Annotated in this window: 19 protein-coding genes, 3 tRNA genes and 1 pseudogene; 11 read left to right on the top strand and 12 right to left on the bottom strand. The window is 73.3% G+C overall.

What is annotated here, in order from left to right; translation table 11 throughout:
• Positions 1 to 162 precede the first annotated feature (162 nt).
• Complete coding sequence (locus tag IE273_RS03140) at positions 163 to 852, bottom strand: FadR/GntR family transcriptional regulator (RefSeq protein ID WP_189813553.1); 690 nt, start codon at positions 850 to 852, stop codon at positions 163 to 165.
• A 115-nt stretch (positions 853 to 967) separates the two neighbouring features.
• Positions 968 to 1,041 (bottom strand) — tRNA-Lys (locus tag IE273_RS03135).
• Positions 1,042 to 1,227: 186 nt separating this feature from the next.
• On the opposite strand from IE273_RS03135, the gene IE273_RS03130 reads away from it, so the two are divergent.
• From IE273_RS03130 to IE273_RS03110, 5 genes are all read left to right on the top strand, one after another.
• On the top strand, positions 1,228 to 2,514 hold the full coding sequence (locus IE273_RS03130; RefSeq protein ID WP_189813552.1) for a peptidoglycan-binding protein: 1,287 nt from the start codon (positions 1,228 to 1,230) through the stop codon (positions 2,512 to 2,514).
• A 66-nt stretch (positions 2,515 to 2,580) separates the two neighbouring features.
• Positions 2,581 to 3,717 carry an SPFH domain-containing protein gene (locus IE273_RS03125; protein ID WP_189813551.1) on the top strand — a complete coding sequence of 379 codons (1,137 nt, stop codon included), beginning with the start codon at positions 2,581 to 2,583 and terminating at the stop codon, positions 3,715 to 3,717.
• 148 nt (positions 3,718 to 3,865) lie between these two features.
• Positions 3,866 to 4,471, top strand: a complete 606-nt coding sequence (locus tag IE273_RS03120; RefSeq protein WP_189813550.1) for a lytic polysaccharide monooxygenase auxiliary activity family 9 protein — start codon at positions 3,866 to 3,868, stop codon at positions 4,469 to 4,471.
• A gap of 245 nt (positions 4,472 to 4,716) precedes the next feature.
• The gene (locus IE273_RS03115; RefSeq protein ID WP_189813549.1) at positions 4,717 to 5,181 is read left to right on the top strand and encodes a DUF3592 domain-containing protein; all 465 of its coding nucleotides are present in this window, start codon (positions 4,717 to 4,719) and stop codon (positions 5,179 to 5,181) included.
• A gap of 40 nt (positions 5,182 to 5,221) precedes the next feature.
• A complete protein-coding gene (locus IE273_RS03110; protein WP_189813548.1) occupies positions 5,222 to 6,871 on the top strand; it encodes an AMP-binding protein in 1,650 nt (549 codons plus the stop codon).
• Here IE273_RS03110 and IE273_RS03105 read toward each other — a convergent pair.
• From IE273_RS03105 to ehuB, 6 genes are all read right to left on the bottom strand, one after another.
• Positions 6,837 to 6,910: transfer RNA gene (locus tag IE273_RS03105), tRNA-Lys, on the bottom strand. The genes IE273_RS03110 and IE273_RS03105 overlap by 35 nt on opposite strands.
• 95 nt (positions 6,911 to 7,005) lie before the next feature.
• Positions 7,006 to 7,758, bottom strand: a complete 753-nt coding sequence (locus IE273_RS03100; protein ID WP_189813547.1) for an IclR family transcriptional regulator — start codon at positions 7,756 to 7,758, stop codon at positions 7,006 to 7,008.
• A 206-nt stretch (positions 7,759 to 7,964) separates the two neighbouring features.
• Positions 7,965 to 8,747 carry an ectoine/hydroxyectoine ABC transporter ATP-binding protein EhuA gene (gene ehuA / locus IE273_RS03095; protein WP_189813546.1) on the bottom strand — a complete coding sequence of 261 codons (783 nt, stop codon included), beginning with the start codon at positions 8,745 to 8,747 and terminating at the stop codon, positions 7,965 to 7,967.
• Positions 8,737 to 9,387, bottom strand: coding sequence for an ectoine/hydroxyectoine ABC transporter permease subunit EhuD (gene ehuD / locus IE273_RS03090; RefSeq protein ID WP_014672927.1), 651 nt, complete (start codon positions 9,385 to 9,387; stop codon positions 8,737 to 8,739). The genes ehuA and ehuD overlap by 11 nt, the downstream gene beginning before the upstream one ends.
• Positions 9,384 to 10,031, bottom strand: coding sequence for an ectoine/hydroxyectoine ABC transporter permease subunit EhuC (ehuC, locus tag IE273_RS03085; RefSeq protein WP_189813545.1), 648 nt, complete (start codon positions 10,029 to 10,031; stop codon positions 9,384 to 9,386). The genes ehuD and ehuC overlap by 4 nt, the downstream gene beginning before the upstream one ends.
• A complete protein-coding gene (gene ehuB / locus IE273_RS03080) occupies positions 10,031 to 10,936 on the bottom strand; it encodes an ectoine/hydroxyectoine ABC transporter substrate-binding protein EhuB (RefSeq protein WP_229887045.1) in 906 nt (301 codons plus the stop codon). The genes ehuC and ehuB overlap by 1 nt, the downstream gene beginning before the upstream one ends.
• Here ehuB and IE273_RS45045 point away from each other — a divergent pair.
• Positions 10,924 to 11,106, top strand: a pseudogene (locus tag IE273_RS45045) (hypothetical protein); the annotation flags it as partial. The gene ehuB and the pseudogene IE273_RS45045 overlap by 13 nt on opposite strands.
• Positions 11,107 to 11,144: 38 nt before the next feature.
• Here IE273_RS45045 and IE273_RS03070 read toward each other — a convergent pair.
• Positions 11,145 to 12,566 (bottom strand): amidase, encoded by a 1,422-nt coding sequence (locus tag IE273_RS03070; protein WP_189813544.1) that lies wholly within the window; start codon positions 12,564 to 12,566, stop codon positions 11,145 to 11,147.
• A 28-nt stretch (positions 12,567 to 12,594) separates the two neighbouring features.
• On the bottom strand, positions 12,595 to 13,548 hold the full coding sequence (locus tag IE273_RS03065; protein WP_189813543.1) for a D-2-hydroxyacid dehydrogenase: 954 nt from the start codon (positions 13,546 to 13,548) through the stop codon (positions 12,595 to 12,597).
• A gap of 284 nt (positions 13,549 to 13,832) precedes the next feature.
• Between IE273_RS03065 and IE273_RS03060 the strand changes: the two genes are divergently transcribed.
• From IE273_RS03060 to IE273_RS03045, 4 genes are all read left to right on the top strand, one after another.
• Complete coding sequence (locus IE273_RS03060; RefSeq protein ID WP_189813542.1) at positions 13,833 to 14,564, top strand: maleate cis-trans isomerase family protein; 732 nt, start codon at positions 13,833 to 13,835, stop codon at positions 14,562 to 14,564.
• Positions 14,565 to 14,692: 128 nt separating this feature from the next.
• Positions 14,693 to 15,061, top strand: coding sequence for a DUF8844 domain-containing protein (locus IE273_RS03055; protein ID WP_014672922.1), 369 nt, complete (start codon positions 14,693 to 14,695; stop codon positions 15,059 to 15,061).
• Between the two features lie 111 nt (positions 15,062 to 15,172).
• Positions 15,173 to 15,742, top strand: coding sequence for a bifunctional DNA primase/polymerase (locus IE273_RS03050; protein ID WP_189813541.1), 570 nt, complete (start codon positions 15,173 to 15,175; stop codon positions 15,740 to 15,742).
• Positions 15,733 to 15,806, top strand: a tRNA-Lys gene (locus IE273_RS03045). The genes IE273_RS03050 and IE273_RS03045 overlap by 10 nt, the downstream gene beginning before the upstream one ends.
• Positions 15,807 to 15,901: 95 nt before the next feature.
• Here IE273_RS03045 and IE273_RS03040 read toward each other — a convergent pair.
• Positions 15,902 to 17,161 (bottom strand): M6 family metalloprotease domain-containing protein, encoded by a 1,260-nt coding sequence (locus tag IE273_RS03040; RefSeq protein ID WP_189813540.1) that lies wholly within the window; start codon positions 17,159 to 17,161, stop codon positions 15,902 to 15,904.
• 330 nt (positions 17,162 to 17,491) lie between these two features.
• On the opposite strand from IE273_RS03040, the gene IE273_RS03035 reads away from it, so the two are divergent.
• Positions 17,492 to 19,294 carry a putative bifunctional diguanylate cyclase/phosphodiesterase gene (locus tag IE273_RS03035; RefSeq protein WP_189813539.1) on the top strand — a complete coding sequence of 601 codons (1,803 nt, stop codon included), beginning with the start codon at positions 17,492 to 17,494 and terminating at the stop codon, positions 19,292 to 19,294.
• On the opposite strand, the gene IE273_RS03030 is transcribed toward IE273_RS03035, so the two are convergent.
• Positions 19,273 to 20,370, bottom strand: a complete 1,098-nt coding sequence (locus IE273_RS03030; RefSeq protein WP_189813538.1) for an LLM class flavin-dependent oxidoreductase — start codon at positions 20,368 to 20,370, stop codon at positions 19,273 to 19,275. The two genes, IE273_RS03035 and IE273_RS03030, sit on opposite strands and share 22 nt — an antisense overlap.
• Positions 20,371 to 20,446: the final 76 nt, after the last annotated feature.

The following is a 20,446-nucleotide window of genomic DNA, read 5'->3' as shown; positions in this document are numbered from 1 at the left end:
GTCAGCGCTGGGCGAGGGCTCGCCGGGAGGACCGGTTGAGCGTCCACGCGGCGGTCACTGTCGGGGTGCGGGCTCGCCGGGGCGGCCGGCTGAGCATTCGCGGACGGCGTCACCGCCGAGGCGCGGGCTCGCCGGGGCGGCCGGCCGAGCGTCCGAACGGCGTCACCGTCGGGGCGCGGCCACTGGGGACAGCCGGCTGCGGATGTTGCCGAAGTGGTCCCTTATGGCCCGCTCCGCCCGCAGGGAGTCGCCGGAGCGCACCGCGTCCAGGATCTCCCGGTGCTGGCGGCAGGTGACCCGGGGGTCCTGCGGCACGTCCACCAGGTCCCGCTGCACCCGGTGGAAGGCGTCCCAGAACGCCTCCAGCACCTCGCCGAGCAGTACGTTGTCGAGTCCCCGGTAGAGGGTGGCGTGAAAGGCGCGGTCGGTCTCGCCGAGCCCGGTCCCCTCGGCGGCCTCCCGTTCCATGCGCTCCACGAGCGCGTCCAGCTCCACGAGGTCCGCCTCCGGCAGCCGCCCGGCCAGCCGGGAGACCAGCCCGGTCTCGACGGCCTCGCGCAGCTCCAGGAGCTGGAGCAGGGAGTCCTCGCCGCGGTAGTGGCCGGCGACGGTGCGGAAGGCCAGCCCCTCGATCATCGGCGCGAACGACATGGAGCCGACGTACGTCCCGAAGCCGTGCCGGATCTCCACGATGCCCATCGCCTGGAGCGCCTTCAGGGCCTCCCGCACGGAGTTCCGGCTCGCCCCGAGGAGCCGCATCAGCTCGGGCTCGGTGGGCAGCGGGGCGCCCGAGGGCAGCCGCTGGTCCACGATCAGCTTCTTGATCCGCTCCTGAAGGTCCCGGGCTGCCATGGCCAGAGGGTATCCGGCCATTCGGACGGAGGGGATACGGCGGGAGCACACGGCGAAGCCATGCGGTGAGGGCATGCGAAAGGCCCCCCGCTTCCGCGAGGGGCCTTCCGGTCGGTGCGCCGCCAGGGACTCGAACCCCGGACCCGCTGATTAAGAGTCAGCTGCTCTAACCAACTGAGCTAGCGGCGCCTGCTGACGGAGAAAACTCTACCCGACCTCCAGGGGTGCCTCCGACCACCGGGAGGTGGCGCGGCAGCCGCGCGGGGAGCCGCGTACATCGTTCGGACCGTCAAAATGCGCGTTCCGTACCCAGTTGGGAAACTGATCAACGTGCACACTCGCGGACAAACCACGCCCGAATGTGAGGCAGATCGCATGACCGCTCCGCTGTTCGAGGACATCCCCCCCGCGAGCGACTGTGACTGTCCCGGCTGCGTCCACGGACGCCGGCCGGCCCCCCGTACCCTGCTCACCCGCGGCCATACGGCGGCCCGCGGGATCGTCGTCGTGGCCGCCGCGTCCGCCGCGCTCGGCACGGTCGCGCCCGCCGCCGCCCTCACCCCCGGCCACTCCCCGCACCGCCAGGCCCTGCCCGGCGACGGCGCGACCGACACCCCGCAGGGCGCCAGGGCCCCCCTGCACGGCCGGGCGGGCAAGCCCGCGGAGCCGGACGGCGTCCCGACGCCCGCCACCACCCGGACCCAGATCATCAACCGGGCCAAGGTCTGGGTGGCCGCCAAGGTGCCGTACAGCATGTACGACTTCTGGTCCGACGGCTACCGGCAGGACTGCTCGGGCTATGTCTCCATGGCCTGGGGGCTGCCGGACAACGAGTGGACCGGCAGTCTCGGCGAGTTCGGCGTCAAGATCAAGAAGGAGGAGCTGCAACCCGGCGACATCCTGCTCTACCACAACCCCGACAACCCCGAGAAGGGCTCCCACGTCGTGATCTTCGGCGGCTGGACGGACCACACGCACACCTCCTACACGGTCTACGAGCAGACGCCCCCGCGCACCCGCAGCCAGACCACCCCCTACCCGTACTGGAGCAACGCCGACAAGTACGTCCCCTACCGCTACAAGGGGGTGACCAAGGCCGGGGCCGCCGCCGGGCCGGCGGCCGGAGCGAAGGCGGTGGCGGCCTACCCGGGCGCGGCCTACTTCGGCCCCGGCGCCGACAACAAGTACGTCACCCTGCTCGGCGAGATGCTGATCGCCCGGGGCGGAGCCTCCTACTACACCAAGGCGCCGGGGCCGGTCTGGGACGCGGCGGACCGGCGGGCCACCCAGGCGTTCCAGCGGGCCCAGGGCTGGACCGGCGCGGACGCCGAAGGGATCCCCGGCCGGCGCACCTGGGAGCTGCTGAGCACGGGCCGGGGCAAGGACATCGCGTCCCCGGCCGCCGGACCCGCCTCGCACGGGGTCCCCGGCTACCCGGGCCGCACCTACTTCCGGCCCGGCCAGAGCAACGACCACGTCACCCGGCTCGGCGCCCAGCTGGTGAAGAAGGGGTTCGGCCGGTTCTACGCCCTCGGCCCGGGGCCGCACTGGGGCGAGGCGGACCGGCGCGCCGTCGAGGCGTTCCAGCGCGCCCAGGGCTGGCGGGGCGGCGCGGCGGACGGCTACCCGGGCCCGGAGACGTGGCGCCGCCTGTTCGCCTGACCGGCCCGGCACCCCCACCCCCACCCCCCTGTTCATGACGCGTCTGGCGCGGAGGCTGGAGCACGCATGAGTACGACCGCATCCCACACGCCGCCCGAGTCCGAGGGGCAGTCGGAGGGCGCGACCGCCGGTCCCGGCACCCGGCCGGCCCGCCTGATCCACAACGAGGCCACCACCGAGATCCCCGTCCACCTGCTCTTCCGGGACGATCCCGACCCGGTGAAGGTGCCGCTCCGGCCGGCCGTGGTGGCCCGCCGGCAGGGCACCGGTGAGCAGCCCCGCCTCAGGCGCCCGGCACCGGTGCGCGGACGGCCGCTGCCGGAGGTCGACCCGGAGCTGGCGGAACGCCCGGCGCGGGTGCTGCCCGGGGCGGCCGGGGTGGTCGCCGGGGTCTGCGGGGTCACCGGCTGCCTGGCCACCACCTGGTGGGCGGGGCTGCTCCCGCCGCTCGCCGCGAGGGGGCTGGGCCTGCCGCCGGACCCGGGCGGCGGTCTCGGCCCCGCGCAGTGGGCCGCGTACGCCGGGGCCGGGCTGCTCGGGGCGTTCGGCTTCGGCGGGCTGGCCCGGGGACGGACCGGACGGGCCTGGGTGCTGGGGCTGTTCGGGCGGTACCGGGGGACGGTCCGGCGCACCGGGCTGCTGTGGGTGAACCCGCTGGTGCCGCGCCGCCGGGTGGACGTGCGGCTGCGGCACTGGCGCAGCGAGGCGATGCCGGCCGCGGACCCCGACGGGCTGGCGCTGCGGGTGGTGGTGCTGGTGGTGTGGCGGGTGCGGGACACCGCGCGGGCCCTGCTCGCCATCGACGACCACGAGACGTATCTGCGGGAGTGCGTGGAGGCCGCGCTGGCCCGGGTGCCGGTGGAGCCGGCGGGCGGGACGCGGGGCGGGGCGACGGCGGCCGGGGCCGCGCTGACCCGGCTGGTGGCGGCGGAGGCCGCGCCGGTCGGCGTGGAGGTGTTCTCGGTGCGGCCGGTCCGGGTGGAGTACGCCCCCGAGGTGGCCGGGGCGGTGCACCGGCGCCGGATCGCCGCGCTGGACGCCCGGCAGCGGGCCGGCATGCTCAGCTCGGTGGTGGACTCGGTGGAGGACACGGTGACCCGGCTGACCATGCGCGGTCTGGTCGAACTGGACGACTACGAACGCAAGGTGCTGGTCCGTGACCTGACGGTGGCGTTCTGCTCGGGGCGCGGAGAGCCGGTGTAGGGCGGGCGCGGTGAGCCGGTGCGGAGCGGGCGCGCGACCGGTCTGCGATTGGTATGGACATGTTCAACGCGCGGCAATAATCTGAGGCTTGGTCTAGACCTAATCTGCACGGCTCACCGAACTCCCCACGTTCTCCAGGAGCGGCAGCATGCGCACCAAGACCAAGTTGTCCGCGGTCGTGCTGGGCGCGGTGACCGCCGGAGCGTTCGCGCTCTCCACCGGCGGCGCCAGCGGGCACGGCTACACCGACCTCCCCATCAGCAGGCAGAAGCTCTGCCAGAACGGCACCGTGGCGAACTGCGGCCAGATCCAGTGGGAGCCGCAGAGCGTCGAGGGCCCCAAGGGCTTCCCGGCCGGCGGCCCCGCCGACGGTCAGCTCTGCAACGCGGGCCTGGGCCAGTTCGCCCAGCTCAGCGCACCCAGGACGCCGTCCGGCGCGGCCTGGCCCACCACCAAGGTGACGGGCGGCCAGTCGTACACGTTCCGCTGGCAGTTCACCGCCATGCACGCCACGACGGACTTCAAGTACTACGTCACCAAGCCGGGCTGGAACCAGGACCACAACCTCTCCCGCTCGGACCTCAACCTCACCCCGTTCCTGACGGTGCCCTACAACGGCCAGCGCCCGCCGGCCACCCTCAGCCACAGCGGCACCCTGCCGACCGGCCTGAGCGGACACCACGTCATCCTCGCGGTGTGGACGATCGCCGACACGGGCAACGCGTTCTACGCCTGCTCCGACGTCACCTTCTGACCCCCACGGGGCAAGGTCCGCGTGCGCCGGCACCGGCGCACGCGGGTCCGGGGCCGTGCGGGCGGGTGGCGGGCGCCATGGACGCGGCAGCGGCTCGCGGGCTGCGCGGTCCCCGTCGCGCACGAGTGGATCACATTGTCCCGATTCTGATACTGAGCTTCCCTTGAGGCGGTCCGCGCCTCGCGCCGGGTACGTTCCTCGCACGCCGGCCGAGCGGGGCGGCGTACCTGACCGCGGGGGATCTCATGGAGCTCTTGTTCTACGCCGTGCCCAGCCTCATGATCGCGGGGTTCGCCTTCGCCGCGTACCTGCTCGTCCGCCGTGCCCGACGGCTGAGCAGGGCGTGGACGCACGGGCTGACCGCCGAGGCGCGCTGCCTGCGGATGTTCACCACGACCAGCGGGGGCGGCGGGGACACCTCCGTGCGCACGACCGTGCACCACGTCTACGAGTTCACCACCCGCGAGGGCCGCACCGTCCGCTTCGAGGAGGAGGACGGTCCCGCGACCGTCCTGGAGGGCGACTTCGTGACCGTGCGCTATCTCCCGGAGCTTCCCCAGCGGGCCACCGCGCTGCCGCCGACGCCCGGCAGGCTCGCCGTCGGCACCGGCTTCGGGCTGGCCCTCCTCGGCGTCGCCGGCTCCTTCTGCGTCGGCCTCATCGTCCTCGCCCACGTCGCCTTCGCCGAGTCGGACGGCCTGCTGCCGTAGCCCTCCACATCTGACGCCATGTCAGTTACCGTGCCGCGCCATGGAGTCCACGACGGTCGCCGCGCTGGTCGCGGCGCGCTGGGGTGATCACCGGCCGGGGCTGTGGTGCGAGGAGCGGATGCTGACCCACCACGAGGTGGCCGCCGGTGCCGCCGCCCGGGCCGCGCTGCTGACCGACCTGCTCCCGCCCGGTGCCGTACCGCACCTCGGGGTGCTGCTCGACAACACCGAGGAGTTCCCGCTCTGGCTCGGCGCCGCGGCCCTCGCGGCGGCGGCCGTCGCCGGGATCAACCCCACCCGGCGCGGCCCCGAGCTGGCCCGGGACATCCGGCACACCGAGTGCGCGCTGCTGGTCACCGAGCGGGCCCACCTGCCGCTGCTGGCCGGGCTCGACCTGCCCGGAGTACGGCTGCTCGTCACGGACACCCCGGAGTACGCCGCCCTCCTCGCGCCCTACGCCGGTGCCGCACCCGACCCCTCCCGGGCGTCCCCGGCCGACCGGCTCCTGCTGTACTTCACCTCCGGCTCCACCGGCGCCCCCAAGGCCGCGCTCTGCTCCCAGGGGCGGCTGGCGGCGGCCGGGCAGGCCCTGGTCCGCCAGTTCGACGTCCGCGCGGACGACGTGCACTACCTCTGCATGCCGATGTTCCACGGCAACGCGGTGATCGCGGACTGGGCGCCCGCGCTGGCCGCCGGCGCCGGGGTGGCGCTGCGCCGCCGCTTCTCCGCCTCCGGCTTCCTGCCCGACGTACGCCGCTACCGCGTGACCTACTTCACCTACGTCGGCCGGGCCGTCCAGTACCTCCTCGCCACCGAGCCGCGCCCCGACGACCGCGACCACACCCTGCGGCTCGGCTTCGGCACGGAGGCGGGCGCGGTGGACGCGGCGGCCTTCGAGCGGCGCTTCGGGGTGCCGCTGGTGGAGGGGTACGGCTCCTCGGAGGGCGGGGCGGCGATCCGGTGGGCGCCCGGGACCCCGGCGGGTGCGGTCGGTCCGGCCGGGCCCGGCCTGGTGGTGCTGGACCCGGTCACCGGGCGGGAGTGCCCGCCCGCCGCCTTCGACGGTGCCGGACGGCTGCTGAACGGGGAGGAGGCGATCGGCGAGCTGGTCAACCGCGGCCCGAACCCCTTCGAGGGCTACTGGCGCAACCCTGCCGCCGAGGCCGAGCGGCGCCGGGGAGGGGCGTACTGGACGGGCGACCTCTTCTACCGGGACGCGGCCGGCCATCTGTACTTCGCCGGCCGCACCGACGACCGGATCCGCGTCGACGGGGAGAACCTGGCCGCCGCGATGATCGAGAACATCGTGGCCCGGTACCCGGGCGCGGACGCCGTCGCCGTGTACGGCATCCCGGACCCGGTCACCGGGGACCAGGTGATGGCGACCATCGCCGGGACCTTCGACCCCGCGGGGTTCGCCGCGTTCCTGCGGGCCCAGCCGGACCTCGGCACGAAGATGGCTCCCCGGTTCGTGCGGGTGGTGCAGCGGATGCCGGTGACGGCCACGAACAAGATCGAGCGGGCCCGGCTGCGCAGGGAGGGCTTCACGTGCCCCGACCCGGTGTGGTGGCGCCCACCGGGCGAGGACTCGTACCGCCGACTGACCAGGGAGGACGCCGAAGGGCCCCTCGCTTCCGCGAAGGGCCCCTCATCTGTGCGCCGCCAGGGACTCGAACCCCGGACCCGCTGATTAAGAGTCAGCTGCTCTAACCAACTGAGCTAGCGGCGCATGACTCCCGCCCGCCGTGGGTTTTGTTTCCGCGGCTGGCGACACAGAAAATACTACCTGGTCCCGGGCGGTGGTCGTGACCACCCATGTGTTCCTCAGATCGTCAGCGACAGGACCACCGGAGCCGCGTTCCGGTTCAGCGTCTCCGCCGCCCGCTTCAGCCGGTGCGCGTGCTCCAGCGGGAGCGAGACGGCCAGACAGCCGACCGTGGAGCCCGCGGTGAGCGGTACGGCCGCGCAGACCGTGCCGACCGCGTACTCCTGGAGATCGAGCACCGGCACCGTCGGCGGCTGCGACTCCAGCCGGGACAGCAGCAGCTTGTCGCTCGTGATGGTGCGCGAGGTGAGGCGGGCCATCTTGTGCCGGGAGAGGTGATCGCGGCGGGCGTTGTGGTCCAGCTGGGTCAGCAGACTCTTGCCCGCGGCGGTGGCATGGGCCGAGTAGCGGAAGTCCACCCACTCGTTGACCGCCGGGGCGGCCGGTCCGGCGGCGTACTGGGTGACCCGGACCTCGCCGTCCAGGTACCGGCTGAGGTAGACGGCCGCGCCGACCGAGTCGCGCAGCCGGTCCAGGGTGAGCTGGAGCTTCTCGCGCAGGGCCCGCTCCCGGTCGTGCGCCGAGGTGATCCGGCGCAGGGTGTCACCGGTGACGTACGCCCCGTCGGCGATCTGCTCGACGTAGCCCTCGCGGCGCAGCATGCGCAGCAGGGCGGTGAGCCGCTCGGTGCCGAGGCCGGTGCGGCGGGCCAGCTCGGTGTCGGTGGCGCCGGCGGGGTGCCGGGCCACGGTCTCCAGCACGCGCAGCGCGTCCTGGGCGGAGTGGTACGGGGCGGTCGGCTCGATCCTCATGTCGTTCCCCCTCGGCCACGACCCGGGTCGGCGGATCGTGTCCACGATAGCCGTCAAAGCGGCACGGGGGAGAGGGGGTTGCCAGATTGCGCCCCGCTTGTCCGTGCCGCCAACCGGGACGACAACCCGCTGGCATATGCCATGGTCATTCCCCGGCGAGCGGACCTCGGCTCTTCCCCGCGCCCCCGCGCGCCCAGGGCCGCGTTTCACAACACCGCGCTGACGAATTCCCGGGTGCGCTCCCGCTCCGGGTCGCCGAAGATCTTCTCCGGCGGCCCCGCCTCGATGACCCGGCCCGCGTCGAACATCAGGACCTGGTCGGAGATGTCCCGGGCGAAACCCATCTCGTGCGTCACGCACAGCATCGTGATGTCCGTGCTGCGCGCGATGTCCCGGAGCAGGTCGAGCACACCCGCGACCAGCTCCGGGTCGAGCGCGGAGGTCACCTCGTCCAGCAGCAGCACCCGGGGCCGCATCGCCAGCGCCCGGGCGATCGCCACCCGCTGCTGCTGACCGCCCGACAGCCGGGTCGGCTTCGCGTCGCACTTGTCGGCCAGGCCCACCAGGTCCAGCAGCTCCCGGGCCCGCGCCTCGGCCTCGTCCTTGGACAGGCCGAGCACCCGGACCGGCGCCTCGGTCAGGTTCCGCAGCACCGACATGTTCGGGAACAGGTTGAACTGCTGGAACACCATCCCGATCTTCTTGCGGACCTCCCGGACCTGCCTCTCCGGCGCCGGGAACAGCCGCTGCCCGTCCACGGTGATCGTGCCCTCGTCCGGCTTGGCGAGGGTCATCAGCAGTCTGAGGATCGTGGTCTTGCCGGAGCCGGACGGGCCGATCAGGGTGACGTGCCGGCCCGCGTCCACGGACAGGTCCAGGCCGTCGAGGACGGTGTTGTCCCCGAACCGCTTGGTCACGCCCTCCAGGCGGATCAGCTCGGTCGGCAGGGTGCCGGTCACGGCCGGCTGCTTGCGGGTCTCAACGGACAAGGCGTCGCTCCAGGGTGCGCAGACAAAGGGAGGCCAGGTAGGAGACGACGATGAAGGCGATCCCGATCACCGTCAGGGGCTCGGTGAACTGGAAGTGCTGCTGGGAGACGAGCCGTGCCCGGCCCAGCATCTCCAGCACGCCGATGGTCATCAGCATCGGCGTGTCCTTCAGCATCGCGATGACGTAGTTGCCGAGCGGCGGCACCACCCGGCGGACGGCCTGCGGCAGGATCACCGCCGCCCAGGTGCGCCGCACCGGCAGGCTGAGCGCCGTCGCGGCCTCCCACTGGCCCGCCGGCACCGCCTCGATGCCGGCCCGGTAGACCTGCATCGTGTACGTCGAGTAGTGCAGCCCGAGCCCGAGGACCCCGGTGGTCAGCGGGGACAGGGTCACGCCCGTCTCGGGCAGCACGTAGAACAGGAAGAACAGCTGCACCAGCAGCGGGGTGTCCCGCACGAACTCCGTGAAGACCCCCACCGGCCAGCGCACCCACCGGGTCGGCGTCCGCAGCAGCAGCGTCCACACCAGGCCCAGCGCGAACGAGATCAGCGACCCCAGGGCCAGCGCCTCCAGGGTGACGACCAGGCCCTTCCAGAAGTACGGCAGGAAGTCGGCGACCGCTCCCCAGTCCCAGGTCATCGGGCCACCTCCGCCTTCAGCCGGCGCTCAAGACCCCGCATCCCGCGGGTGAGCAGGAACGCGATCACGAAGTAGATCAGCAGCAGGTACGCGTAGATCTGGCCGCTCTGCTGGAGGGCGAGGCGGACCAGGTTGCCGCTGAAGGCCAGGTCGCCCATGCCCGTGATGGACACCAGCGCGGTGCCCTTGAGCAGTTCGACCAGCAGGTTGGAGAAGGACGGGATCATCTCCGGCACCGCCTGCGGCAGCAGGATCAGCCGCAGCCGCTGCCAGGGCGAGAAGCCGAGCGCGATCCCGCCCTCCCGCTGGGCCGGGTCCACCGCCACCAGGGCGCCGCGCACGATCTCCGCGCCGTACGCGCCGTAGGTCAGGCCCAGCGCGAGCGTGCCGGCCCACATCGGCACCAGCTGCCAGCCGAACGCGACCGGCAGCACGAAGAACACCCAGAAGATCATCACCAGCGCCGACGTGCCGCGGAACACCTCGGTGTAGAGCGCCGCGACGAAGCGGACGAGCCGCGACCGGTGGGTGCGGGCGGCACCGGCGACGAACGCCACCGCGGCGGCGAGCAGCCCGCTGTACACCAGCAACTGCACCGTGGTGCCGGTGCCCCGGAGGACGAGTTCCCAGAGTCCCGCAGTCATCAGCCGCACAACTCCTTCGCGGTCAGGGTCGTCATCTCGGCCTTGGTGAAGCCGAAGGGCCGCACGATCCGGTACAGCTCACCGCTGCGGCGCAGCTTGTGCAGCTCGGCGTTGAAGGCGTCGCGCAGCCGGGTCTCCGTCGGCCGGAACGCGAACGCGCCGCCGTCCACCTTCGGTTTTCCGTCGACGAGCGCGACGAACGGCTCGGTCGACTCGGCCTTGGCGGAGCCCCGGGCGACGAGCCGGGCGGTGACGGCCGTGGCCGCGAACAGGTCGACCCGCCCCGACTCCACCGCGTTCAGCCCGGCGACCTGGTCCGGGACGATGACGAGGTCGTTCTCCTTGTAGCCCGCCTCCACCGCGTGCTGGATCTGCGCGTACCCGGTGCCGGTGGCCGCCCTGGCGTGCCTCCGCAGCGCGTCGGCGTAGGTGCGCAGGCCCAGCGGGTTGCCCTTGCGGACGATGAAGGCGTCCGGCATCCGGTAGTCGGGGTCCGCGAAGATCACCTGTTCGCAGCGGTCCGGGGTGACGTACATGCCCGCGGCCACCACGTCGAACTGCTGCGACTTCAGTCCGGGGATCAGCGAGCCGAACTCCGTCGGCACCGGCTGCACCCGGTCCACGCCGAGCCGCTCGAAGACGGCCTTCGCCAGCTCCGGCGCCTCCCCGGTCAGCTCGCCGTTCTTGTCGATGTACCCGAACGGGATCTCCCCGGCGATCCCGAGCCGTACGACACCCTGCGCGCGCAGCCGCTCCAGCAGATCGCCGCCGTTCTTCCCGGACGCCGACGCCACGCGGGTGCAGCCCGCCGCGCCCAGCGCGGCGAGACCCGCGAGCACCGAGCGCCGGGTGTGTCTGTGTTCCGGCCGGATGGTGTGTACGTCGTTGCCAAGTGGTGGAGCCATGGCGGCGCGGCTACCCAACCGAAATCGGGCTATGCACCCTGGTTTTGCCGGCCGACGGCAGGCATTTCGACCGACCGCGCGCCCCTGACCTGCGAGGTCTCCACGTCACGTACGTGCGCGACGAGACCTGCGCCCTCTTCCCGCCCTCCGCCTCCACGGAACCCACACCGGAGAACCCGACGGTCACCCCGATCCCCGGCGGCCTCGGTCACTTCTCCTCGCCGACGGCCCCCACCGGACGGCCCTTCCCCGAGAGGGGCAGGCCGGCTTCGTACAACGCGTGCGCGGCCCGCAGCACCAGGTCGTCCCGGTGCCGGGCGGCGACGAGTTGCATGCCCACCGGCAGCCCCTCCCCGTCCACCCCCACCGGCACGGTCGCCGCCGGCTGCTGGGTCAGGTTGAACGGGTAGGTGAACGGGGTCCAGCCCGTCCAGCGCCGGAACACCGAACCCCTCGGCACTTCCCGCCCCGCCTCGAACGCCGTCAGCGGCAGCGTCGGCGTCACCAGCAGGTCGTACCGCTCGTGGAAGCGGCCCATCCGCCGGCCGAGGGCCATCCGGACGTCCACCGCGGCCAGGTACTCCAGCGCGCTCGTCCGGGCGCCCCGCGCGCAGATCTCCCGCAGACCCGGGTCCAGCGACTGCCGGCGGCGCGGGGAGAAGTTCTGGGTCAGCCGGGCCGCGCCGCTGAACCACAGGGTGTGGAAGGCGTCCACCGGGTCGCTGAAGTCCGGGTCGGCCTCCTCCACGTACGCCCCCAGGTCCGCGAGCGCGGCCACCGCCCGCCGTACCGCCGCGGCGACCGTCGGCCGGACCGGCACCTGCCCGCCCAGCGACGGCGAGTACGCCACCCGCAGCCCCCGCACACCGCCTCCCAGCGCCTGGGTGAACGAGCCCGGCGCGGGCGGCAGCGCCGACCAGTCGCGCGGGTCGGGCGTGCCGATCACATCGAGCAGCAGGGCCGCGTCGGCCGCGTCCCGGGTCATCGGCCCGGTGTGCGACAGCGTGCCGAACGCGCTCGCCGGATACAGCGGCACCCTGCCGTACGTCGGCTTCAGCCCGAAGATCCCGCAGAACGCGGCAGGGATACGGATGCTTCCGCCGCCGTCCGTGCCCAGCGACAGCGGGCCCGCGCCGAGCGCGACGGCCGCCGCGCTGCCGCCGCTGGAACCGCCCGCGGTGCGCGCGGGGTCGTACGGATTGCGGGTGATCCCGGTCAGCGGGGAGTCGGTGACACCCTTCCAGCCGTACTCGGGCGTGGTCGTCTTGCCGAGGAACACCGCGCCGTGCTCGCGCAGCCGGGCCACCGGCGGCGCGTCCTCCTCCCAACTCCCCCGCTCTTCAACTGTTCTGGAGCCGCGCAGCGTGGGGTGGCCGCGCAGCAGCAGGATGTCCTTCACCGTCACCGGCACCCCGTCGACCAGCCCGGCCGGCTCCCCGCGCCGCCAGCGCGCCTCCGACTCCCGGGCGCGGGCGAGCGCGTCCTCCTCGGTGATCCGCACGAACGCGTTCACCTCCGGCCCGCTGAGCCGCGCCCGCTCCAGCGCCTCCTCGGTCACCTCCACCGGGCTGAACTCGCCCTTGCGGTACCCGTCGAGGAGCCGGACGGCGGTCAGGTCGGTGAGCTGCATGCACCCTCCAGGGGTCGGTGACAGGCATTCAGTGACCGGGCACGTAACCACGCTTCTTGTCGACCACGTTCGGCAGGGGTCTGCCCGCCGCCCACCGCTCGTACAACTCCACGAACTGCGCGCCCAGTTCGTCCCGCCAGCCGACCGTGTCGCCGCTCATGTGCGGGGACACGATCAGCCCCGGCAGCTCCCACAGCGGGCTGTCCCCGGGCAGCGGTTCGGCGGCGAACACGTCCAGGGCCGCGCCCGCGATCCAGCGCCGGGCCAGCGCCCGGGCGAGGGCCTCCTCGTCGACCAGGGCGCCCCGGCCGACGTTCACGAAGAACGCCGAGGGCTGCATCACGCCGAACCGGCGCGCGTCGAACATGCGGTACGTCCGCTCGGTCAGCGGAGCCGCCGCGATCACCCAGTCCGCGCGGGAGATCAGCCGGTCCAGGTCGTCCGGGCCGTGCACGCCGGTCCGCGCCACCCGCCCGACCAGCGCCGTCGTCACCCCCAGGGCCTTCAGCGTCCGGACGATCGCCCGGCCGATCGGACCCGAGCCGACCACGCACGCGCGCGTGCCCGCCACCCGCCGGGTCTCCCGGTGCCGCCAGACCCGCTCCCGCTGGTGCTCCAGGGTGCGCGGCAGGTCCTTGGCGGCGGCCAGCACCAGGGCCGCCACGTACTCGGCGATCGGCTGGTCGAAGATCCCGCGCGCGTTCGTCACGACCGTGTCCGACGCGGCCAGCTCCGGGCACATCAGATGGTCCACGCCCGCGCTCGCGGTGTGCACCCAGCGCGGCCGGGGCCCCTCGCCGGGCCACGCCTGCCGTACCGCGTGCGAGGTGAAGTCCCACACCAGCAGCACATCCGCGCCGGGCAGCCGCTCGGCCAGGTGCGCGGCGTCCGTGTGCACGATCCGGGCGCGGCCGGTGAGGCGGCCGAGCCGGGGCGGCGGATCGGCGTCGAGGACCACAACGGTGGGGACGGTCGGCGTCATGCGGGGCGGCTCCCGGCGTCTGACATGCGCGGATCGTGCGGTGACTGTGCCCGGACCGACCACGCTCGCACCCGGGCCCCCCTTCGTCAACACGGGCGCGGACACGGTCCGTTGCCCCCCGGTCTCCCGGTGTGAGCCCGGCGCGGATGCCGGTGATCCCGGCCGGCCCGGTCACGAGGTGGGCTGCGGTGCGCCGATTGGGTACCCGGGATGTGGGGCCTTGCCGGGCGCCGCCCGCGCGTGGCCCGTACTGCCCGAAGAGACGAGACGCAGGAAGGCTGGACATGACCGCACTCGGATTCCTCTACCCGGGCCACTCCGCCGAGGACGACTATCCACGCATCGAGCAGCTCCTGGGCAGCGACATCCGGGTGGACCTGGTCCACACCGACATCGGCGAGGACGCGCACCGGGTGGACGCGCTGCGCGAGATGGGCTCCGCCGACCGGCTCGCCCAGGGCATGGAGGGGCTGCGGCTGGCCGGCGCCGAGACGGTGGTGTGGGCGTGCACCAGCGGCAGCTTCGTGCACGGCTGGGAGGGCGCCCAGGAGCAGGTGCGCAACCTGGCCCGGGTGGCCGGGATGCCGGCCTCGTCGACGTCGTTCGCCTTCGTGCACGCGGCCCGGGAGATCGGCGTACGACGGGTCGCCGTCGGCGCGACCTACCCCGAGGACGTCACCGCGCTGTTCGTGGAGTTCCTGCGGGCCGGCGGCCTGGAGGTGACCGGCGCGCGGTCCTCGGGGATCGTCACGGCGGCGGAGGTCGGCACCTGGGGGGAGGAGGACGTGCTGACGCTGGCACGCGCGGCGGACGCCGCCGACGCGGAGGCCGTCCTGCTGCCGGACACGGCCCTGCACACGGCCGCGCACCTCTCCCTGCTGGAGAAGGCCCTGTCCAAGCCGGTGCTCACCGCCAACCAGGTCACGGTCTGGGAGGGCCTGAGGCTCGCGGACCGCCGGGTGAACGCGCCGACCCTGGGGACCTTGTTCACCCGGCAGCCGTTGGTGCAGGTGTAGCCCCCGGCTCCTCTCTCGGACCCGGCCCGCCCGGACGGCCGCGGAGGCCTCTTGCGCCGGCGCGGGACAATGGACGGTGGCCCACCTGAAGGCGGCGCCCACCGAACCGTACGAGGAGGAGACAAGACATGGCGGAGCCCACGCCGCGTCGTAACGAACCGCGGCTACGCCCCGCGCCCCTGCTCTTCGAGCCCGCGGAGGCGGTCGCCGACCCCGAGCACTTCTTCGCCCTGGAGTCGATCGACGACCCGCGGGCGCTGCTGGCCCGGGCGACGGAGCTGACCCAGGCGTTCCGCGCGGCGGCCGACCGGGCCGTGGAGTTCCAGGCCATCGCCGCCGCCCAGCTCGCCGACCCGCGCCGGTTCGACCGGCTGACCCCGGCGGACATCGCCGAGCGGGCGGAGTGGACGGAGGACTACGCGAAGAAGATGGTCGAGTTCGGGCGGGACCTGATGCGCGGAGAGGGCGAGGGGCGGACCACCGCCGACCCCCTGTAGCACCCGCCCGGCATATGCCAGGCGGGCACACTACTCCTCCCCGACCGCCGCTGTCCCGGCTTTCGGCAACCCAGGAGAACGGCCCGCTCACGCGCTGTACACCTGGGTGGCATGACCAGCGCCCCGAACGTCACCCGTGTCAGCGCCGACGGCGTCGCCTGGCTCGCCTCGGCGGGACCGTACCCCCGAAGCACCCTGGCCTTGTGGGAGGAGCGTCCGGACGCCCCGGTCGTCCTGCCCTGCGGCACCGTCTTCGACGTGGTGAGCGCCCCTGCGGTCTTCGGCCGCCGCATGCTGGACCGGCTCTGGGACGAGGGCGCGGGGTCGGGGCCGGTCGCGGTGTTCCGGGGGCGGACGCTGCTGTTCGCCGCCCCGGGGACGGCCCAGCGGCTGCCCTCGCTGCTGGACTGGGAGGAGTGGGGGTCCCAGCGGGCCCGAGCGGTACCGCCGCTGCTGTGCCACAGCACCGGCGACGCGGTCACCGTACCGCCCCTGACCTGCGACGACGCCAGTGGCGCCGCCCGCTGGCTGGTCGCCCCGGACACCCGGCACCCCTGGCTGCCGGGCCCCGAGGTGCTGCTCTGGGCGGCGGTGCGGGCGGCCCGGCCGGCCGTGCGGATATCGATTTTTCCTCCCGCCGACCAGGATGCTAAGGTCTACGACGTCAGCAGGCGCCGCTAGCTCAGTTGGTTAGAGCAGCTGACTCTTAATCAGCGGGTCCGGGGTTCGAGTCCCTGGCGGCGCACGCGAAGGAAACGGCGGGTCCGGTTCGAAAGAATCCGGCCCGCCGTTCTCGTATACGAACCGGCGGTCGCGCGGCGCCCCCGTTCGGCGGCACGGTCAGTCACCGACCCCCGGCGTGATCTTCACCGTCCACGCCCCCGATGCCGTCCGCCCCTCCGCCTCCACCTTCACGCCCTGCCCGGGGACCGTGAAGCTCTCCCCGAGGGAGAGCGGCGCGTCGGCGAGGGGGGCGTAGACCGAGTTCTCCCAGCAGGCATCGGTGTGCGGGTGGGCGTCCACGACCTGGATCGGGCCGTCGCCGGACTCGGCGGCGGCGCGCACCCGGTAGATCAGGATGCCCTGCCGGCAGGCCGCCCGGTCGTTGCCGGCCGCGTCGCGCGCCTCGAAGGCGAGGGCGGTCTCCGGGCCGGTGCGCACCACGGCCAGCTTGACGCCGTGGCCGAGGCCGAAGCCGGGGGTCTCGCCCGCCCCCGGCGCCGGCCCGCCGGGCCCGGCCTCGAGGGGCTCCAGGGTGAGGCGGGTCGACGCGGCGCCGCGCACGCACACCACCTGGCGCGGATCCAGCCAGCCGAGCCGCCACTTGTGCCAGGCGAACAGGTCCGGGGCGAGCCCGAACTGGCTGCCCATCAGGTCCCAGTCGCCCACGTAGGTGTCCCAGTCGCCCTTGCCGTCGACCGGGCGGTGGTAGAGGTCGGGCAGGTCGAAGACATGGCCGGTCTCGTGGGCGAGGACCAGCCGGTCCGGCGGATGGTGCTCGAACACGGTGACGACCCGCCGGATAACGGTGCCGTCGACGCGCAGGGGGGTCTCCAGGTTGACGACCTTCGTGGCGTCCGAGTCGACGCCGGGCGCGTCCGGGTCGGCGACGAGGTACACGATCGGGTAGCGCGCGAAGTCGACCTCCTTGTCGGCCACGGCGAACGCGTCGCGCAGATAGGCGGCCCGGTCCTCCACGTCCCAGTCCCGCCGCATGGCGTACGAGGTCGACGGGCGCGGCATGCGCAGCCAGCGTTGCAGCGGGTGCGGGCGCAGGGTGAACCTGCCGTAGGACGCCTGTTCGTAGAAGCGGCTGGTGGCCGGGAAGTGGTCGGCGGCCAGTTCGGCGGGGGTGGTGCGCGGGGCGGAGTCCGGGAACGAGAGGAAGATCATCACGGCGTCCAGCGTCCCGACCGGGCGGATGTAGGCGGGGTTCCAGCTGTCGACGCCCTCCGAGTGGTGGGCCTCGGTGCGGTGCAGGGCACAGGGCGCCGGCGAGAAGGGCTCGGCGACCGACGGGCCGCCGAGGATCGAGGTCGCGGCGAGCGCCGACATCGTGGTGGCCACGGCGGCGGTGCTGCGCAGCTTGGGCACGGACATGACCTCCGGATGCGGTTCGGGACCCGCACCCAGATTGCTCGCAATCGCTGTGTTATGCCCTGTTTACCTGCACCAGAAGGGTGAGTGCGCCCCCATTGCGCCCCGGCGCGCCCCGGCGCTCGACATCCCCGAAACACTCACGGAACGTCACAACTGGTCGGGGGCCTGAAGAACCCGTCCAGGTGCGGGCAGAAACGATCTGTCAGAACCTGTGCTCTGTCCGGGACACTGGACAGCGGCTGGAAGGGCCCGGAGCCAGCCTCTATGATCGGCACACTTTCCGGCACGGACAGGCACGGACACAGATCGAGTGCACTGCGGGAGCGAGCGGTGAGCGGAACGTCCGAAGGGCCGACGCCCGCGGCAGACCTCGACCGGTCAGCCGTCACAGACAGTCACTACACCACCTACCACCGTGTCTTCGCGACCGCCCCGTTCGCCATGGCGGTCGTGGCTCCCGACGGCCTCGTCGTCAGCGCCAACACCGCCCTCGGTGAGCTGCTCGGCGCCGCCCCCGGCACCCTCGTCGGGCGGGTCGCCGCCGACCTGGTGGACCTGGCCGCGGACGCCCGTAGCCGGCACGCCTACCACGAGGTGCTGCGCGGCCGGCAGGCCCGCCTGCGCTGCACCCGCCGGCTGAAGCACCCCGAGGGGCACTCGCTGTGGGTGCAGGTCACCGTCGCCCCGCTGGCCGGCGAACCCGGCGTCCTGCTGTCGGTCGCCGACATCAGCTCCCGGCGCGAACTCCAGGCCCGGCTGCGGCACTTGCAGATGCACGACCCGGTGACCCGGCTGCCCAACCGCACACTGTTCTTCGAGCGCCTGACGGCCGCCCTGGAGGCGGAGTCGTACGAGGAGAGCGGCACCGGCCGGATCGGCCTGTGCTACCTCGACCTCGACGGCTTCAAGGCGGTCAACGACACCCTCGGCCACCGCATCGGCGACCGGCTCCTCGCGGCCGTCGCCGAACGCCTGACCCGGGTCGCCGACGAGACGGGGTACGCCCGCGCCGCCACCCCCCTCGTGGCCCGGCTCGGCGGCGACGAGTTCGCGCTGCTGGTGGAGGACTCCACCGGCACCGAACAGCTCGCCGACCTGGCCGAGTCCGCCCTGAAGGCACTGGAGGAACCCTTCGACCTGGCCGGTCAGCGGCTGTCGTTGACCGCGTCCATCGGCGTCGTCGAGCGGCACGCGGCCGGTACGACGGCCACCGGACTGATGCAGGCGGCCGATACGACCCTGTACTGGGCGAAGGCCGACGGCAAGGGCCGCTGGACCCTGTTCGACCCCGAGCGCAACGCCCACCGCATGACCCGCCAGGCGCTGTCCTCCACCCTGCGGCCCGCCATCGAGCGCGAGGAATTCGCCCTCGAATACCAGCCGTTGGTGGCCATGGAGGACGGCCGGCTCAACGGCGTCGAGGCCCTGATCCGCTGGCACCACCCGCAGTTCGGCACCTTGACGCCGAATCGGTTCATCGGACTGGCCGAGGAGGACGGCTCGATCGTGCAGCTCGGCCGCTGGGCGCTGCACACCGCCTGCCGGCAGGCCCGCCGCTGGCAGCTGGACCACCCCGGCGAACCGCCCATCTTCGTCAGCGTGAACGTCGCCGTACGCCAGGTGTGGGACTCGGACCTGGTGGCCGACGTGGCGGAGGTCCTCGCCGAGACCGGACTCGCGCCGCAGCTGCTCCAGCTGGAGCTGACCGAGTCGGCGGTGATGGGCTCGGCCGGACGCCCGCTCCAGGCCCTTCAGGCCCTCAGCGACATGGGCGTGCGCATCGCCATCGACGACTTCGGCACCGGCTACTCGAACCTCGCCTACCTCAGCCGGCTGCCGGTCTCCACACTGAAGCTGGACGGCTCCTTCGTACGGGGCTTCCAGTACGACGGCGACAAGAAGGCGATCGCCCCGAACCCGGCCGACGAGGTCATCGTGGAGGCGATGATCCAGCTCGCCCACCGGCTCGGTCTGACGGTCACCGCGGAGTGCGTGGAGACCTCCGCCCAGGCCACCCGGCTGCGCCGGATCGGCTGCGACACCGGACAGGGCTGGCTGTACTCCCGCCCGGTGCCGCCGGATCGTATCTCCGAGCTGCTGGGGGCGCAGGTCTACGCGGTCGGCAATCCGTAGGCGTCCGCGATCAGCTCGTAGGAGCGCAGGCGGAGTTCACCGCGGTGCGCGTGCGAGGTGATCATCAGCTCGTCGGCGCCGGTGCGCTTGCGCAGGTCGTCCAGTCCGGCGCGGACCTCGTCGGCCGTGCCGTGCACGATGTTGGCCGTCCAGGAGGCGACGAACTCCTCCTCCATCGGGCTGAACCGGTGCCGCTCGGCCTCCTCCGGGTCGGGGAACAGTCCGGGGCGGCCGGTGCGCAGCCGGACCATGTTCAGCGCCATCGCCCGGCTCTGCCTGCGGGCCTCCCGCTCGTCGTCCGTGGCGAGGGCGGAGACCCCGATGAGGGCGTACGGCTCGGAGAGGACGGCGGAGGGCCGGAAGGACTCCCGGTACAGGTCGAGCGCCGGGATGGTGTTCTGCGCGGAGAAGTGGTGCGCGAAGGCGAACGGCAGGCCGAGCAGGCCGGCCAGGCGGGCGCTGAAGCCGGAGGAGCCGAGCAGCCAGACGGGCGGCCGGTGCGGCGACTGGACCCCGCCGGGGGTGCTGCCCTGGACCGGTCCCGGGATCGCGTGGATGCGGCGGTACGGGTGGCCGTCCGGGAAATCGTCGTCCAGGAACCGGGTCAGCTCCGCGAGCTGCTGCGGGAAGTCGTCGGCGCCCTCGTTGAGGGTGTCGGTACGGCGCAGGGCCGCGGCCGTGGCCCCGTCGGTGCCCGGCGCCCGGCCGAGGCCCAGGTCGACCCGGCCCGGGGCCAGCGCCTCCAGCGTGCCGAACTGCTCGGCGATCACCAGCGGGGCGTGGTTGGGCAGCATGACGCCGCCCGAGCCGAGCCGGATGCGGTCGGTGTGGGCGGCCAGGTGGGCGAGGATCACGGCGGGGGAGGAGGAGGCCACACCGGGCATGGAGTGGTGTTCGGCGACCCAGTACCGGTGGAAGCCGCGGGACTCCGTGAACCGGGCGAGCGCGACGCTGGTGCGCAGGGCGTCGGTGGCGGTACTGCCCGCGCCGACGGTCACCAGGTCCAGTACGGAGAGGGGGGCGGGGGCGGTGCCGAGCGTGGTGCCCCGGATCTCGTCTGCCTCGTCTGCCGACACGGTGTGCGCCTCCTGATGCGAGCGTGAGCTGTCCTTCAGCGCCTAACAGGAGAGAGTCCCCGGTTATTCCCTCCGG

The sequence above is a fragment of the Streptomyces olivaceoviridis genome (genome assembly GCF_014650115.1).
Classification (GTDB): domain Bacteria; phylum Actinomycetota; class Actinomycetes; order Streptomycetales; family Streptomycetaceae; genus Streptomyces; species Streptomyces olivaceoviridis.
This window is presented reverse-complemented; position numbering and strand designations above follow the sequence as displayed.

Coding starts and splice junctions, on each gene's coding strand:
- IE273_RS03140 (WP_189813553.1), bottom strand. CDS start 852: ATGGCAGCCCGGGACCTTCAGGAGCGGATCAAGAAGCTGATCGTGGAC.
- IE273_RS03130 (WP_189813552.1), top strand. CDS start 1,228: ATGACCGCTCCGCTGTTCGAGGACATCCCCCCCGCGAGCGACTGTGAC.
- IE273_RS03125 (WP_189813551.1), top strand. CDS start 2,581: ATGAGTACGACCGCATCCCACACGCCGCCCGAGTCCGAGGGGCAGTCG.
- IE273_RS03120 (WP_189813550.1), top strand. CDS start 3,866: ATGCGCACCAAGACCAAGTTGTCCGCGGTCGTGCTGGGCGCGGTGACC.
- IE273_RS03115 (WP_189813549.1), top strand. CDS start 4,717: ATGGAGCTCTTGTTCTACGCCGTGCCCAGCCTCATGATCGCGGGGTTC.
- IE273_RS03110 (WP_189813548.1), top strand. CDS start 5,222: ATGGAGTCCACGACGGTCGCCGCGCTGGTCGCGGCGCGCTGGGGTGAT.
- IE273_RS03100 (WP_189813547.1), bottom strand. CDS start 7,758: ATGAGGATCGAGCCGACCGCCCCGTACCACTCCGCCCAGGACGCGCTG.
- ehuD (WP_014672927.1), bottom strand. CDS start 9,387: ATGACCTGGGACTGGGGAGCGGTCGCCGACTTCCTGCCGTACTTCTGG.
- ehuC (WP_189813545.1), bottom strand. CDS start 10,031: ATGACTGCGGGACTCTGGGAACTCGTCCTCCGGGGCACCGGCACCACG.
- ehuB (WP_229887045.1), bottom strand. CDS start 10,936: ATGGCTCCACCACTTGGCAACGACGTACACACCATCCGGCCGGAACAC.
- IE273_RS03070 (WP_189813544.1), bottom strand. CDS start 12,566: ATGCAGCTCACCGACCTGACCGCCGTCCGGCTCCTCGACGGGTACCGC.
- IE273_RS03065 (WP_189813543.1), bottom strand. CDS start 13,548: ATGACGCCGACCGTCCCCACCGTTGTGGTCCTCGACGCCGATCCGCCG.
- IE273_RS03060 (WP_189813542.1), top strand. CDS start 13,833: ATGACCGCACTCGGATTCCTCTACCCGGGCCACTCCGCCGAGGACGAC.
- IE273_RS03055 (WP_014672922.1), top strand. CDS start 14,693: ATGGCGGAGCCCACGCCGCGTCGTAACGAACCGCGGCTACGCCCCGCG.
- IE273_RS03050 (WP_189813541.1), top strand. CDS start 15,173: ATGACCAGCGCCCCGAACGTCACCCGTGTCAGCGCCGACGGCGTCGCC.
- IE273_RS03040 (WP_189813540.1), bottom strand. CDS start 17,161: ATGTCCGTGCCCAAGCTGCGCAGCACCGCCGCCGTGGCCACCACGATG.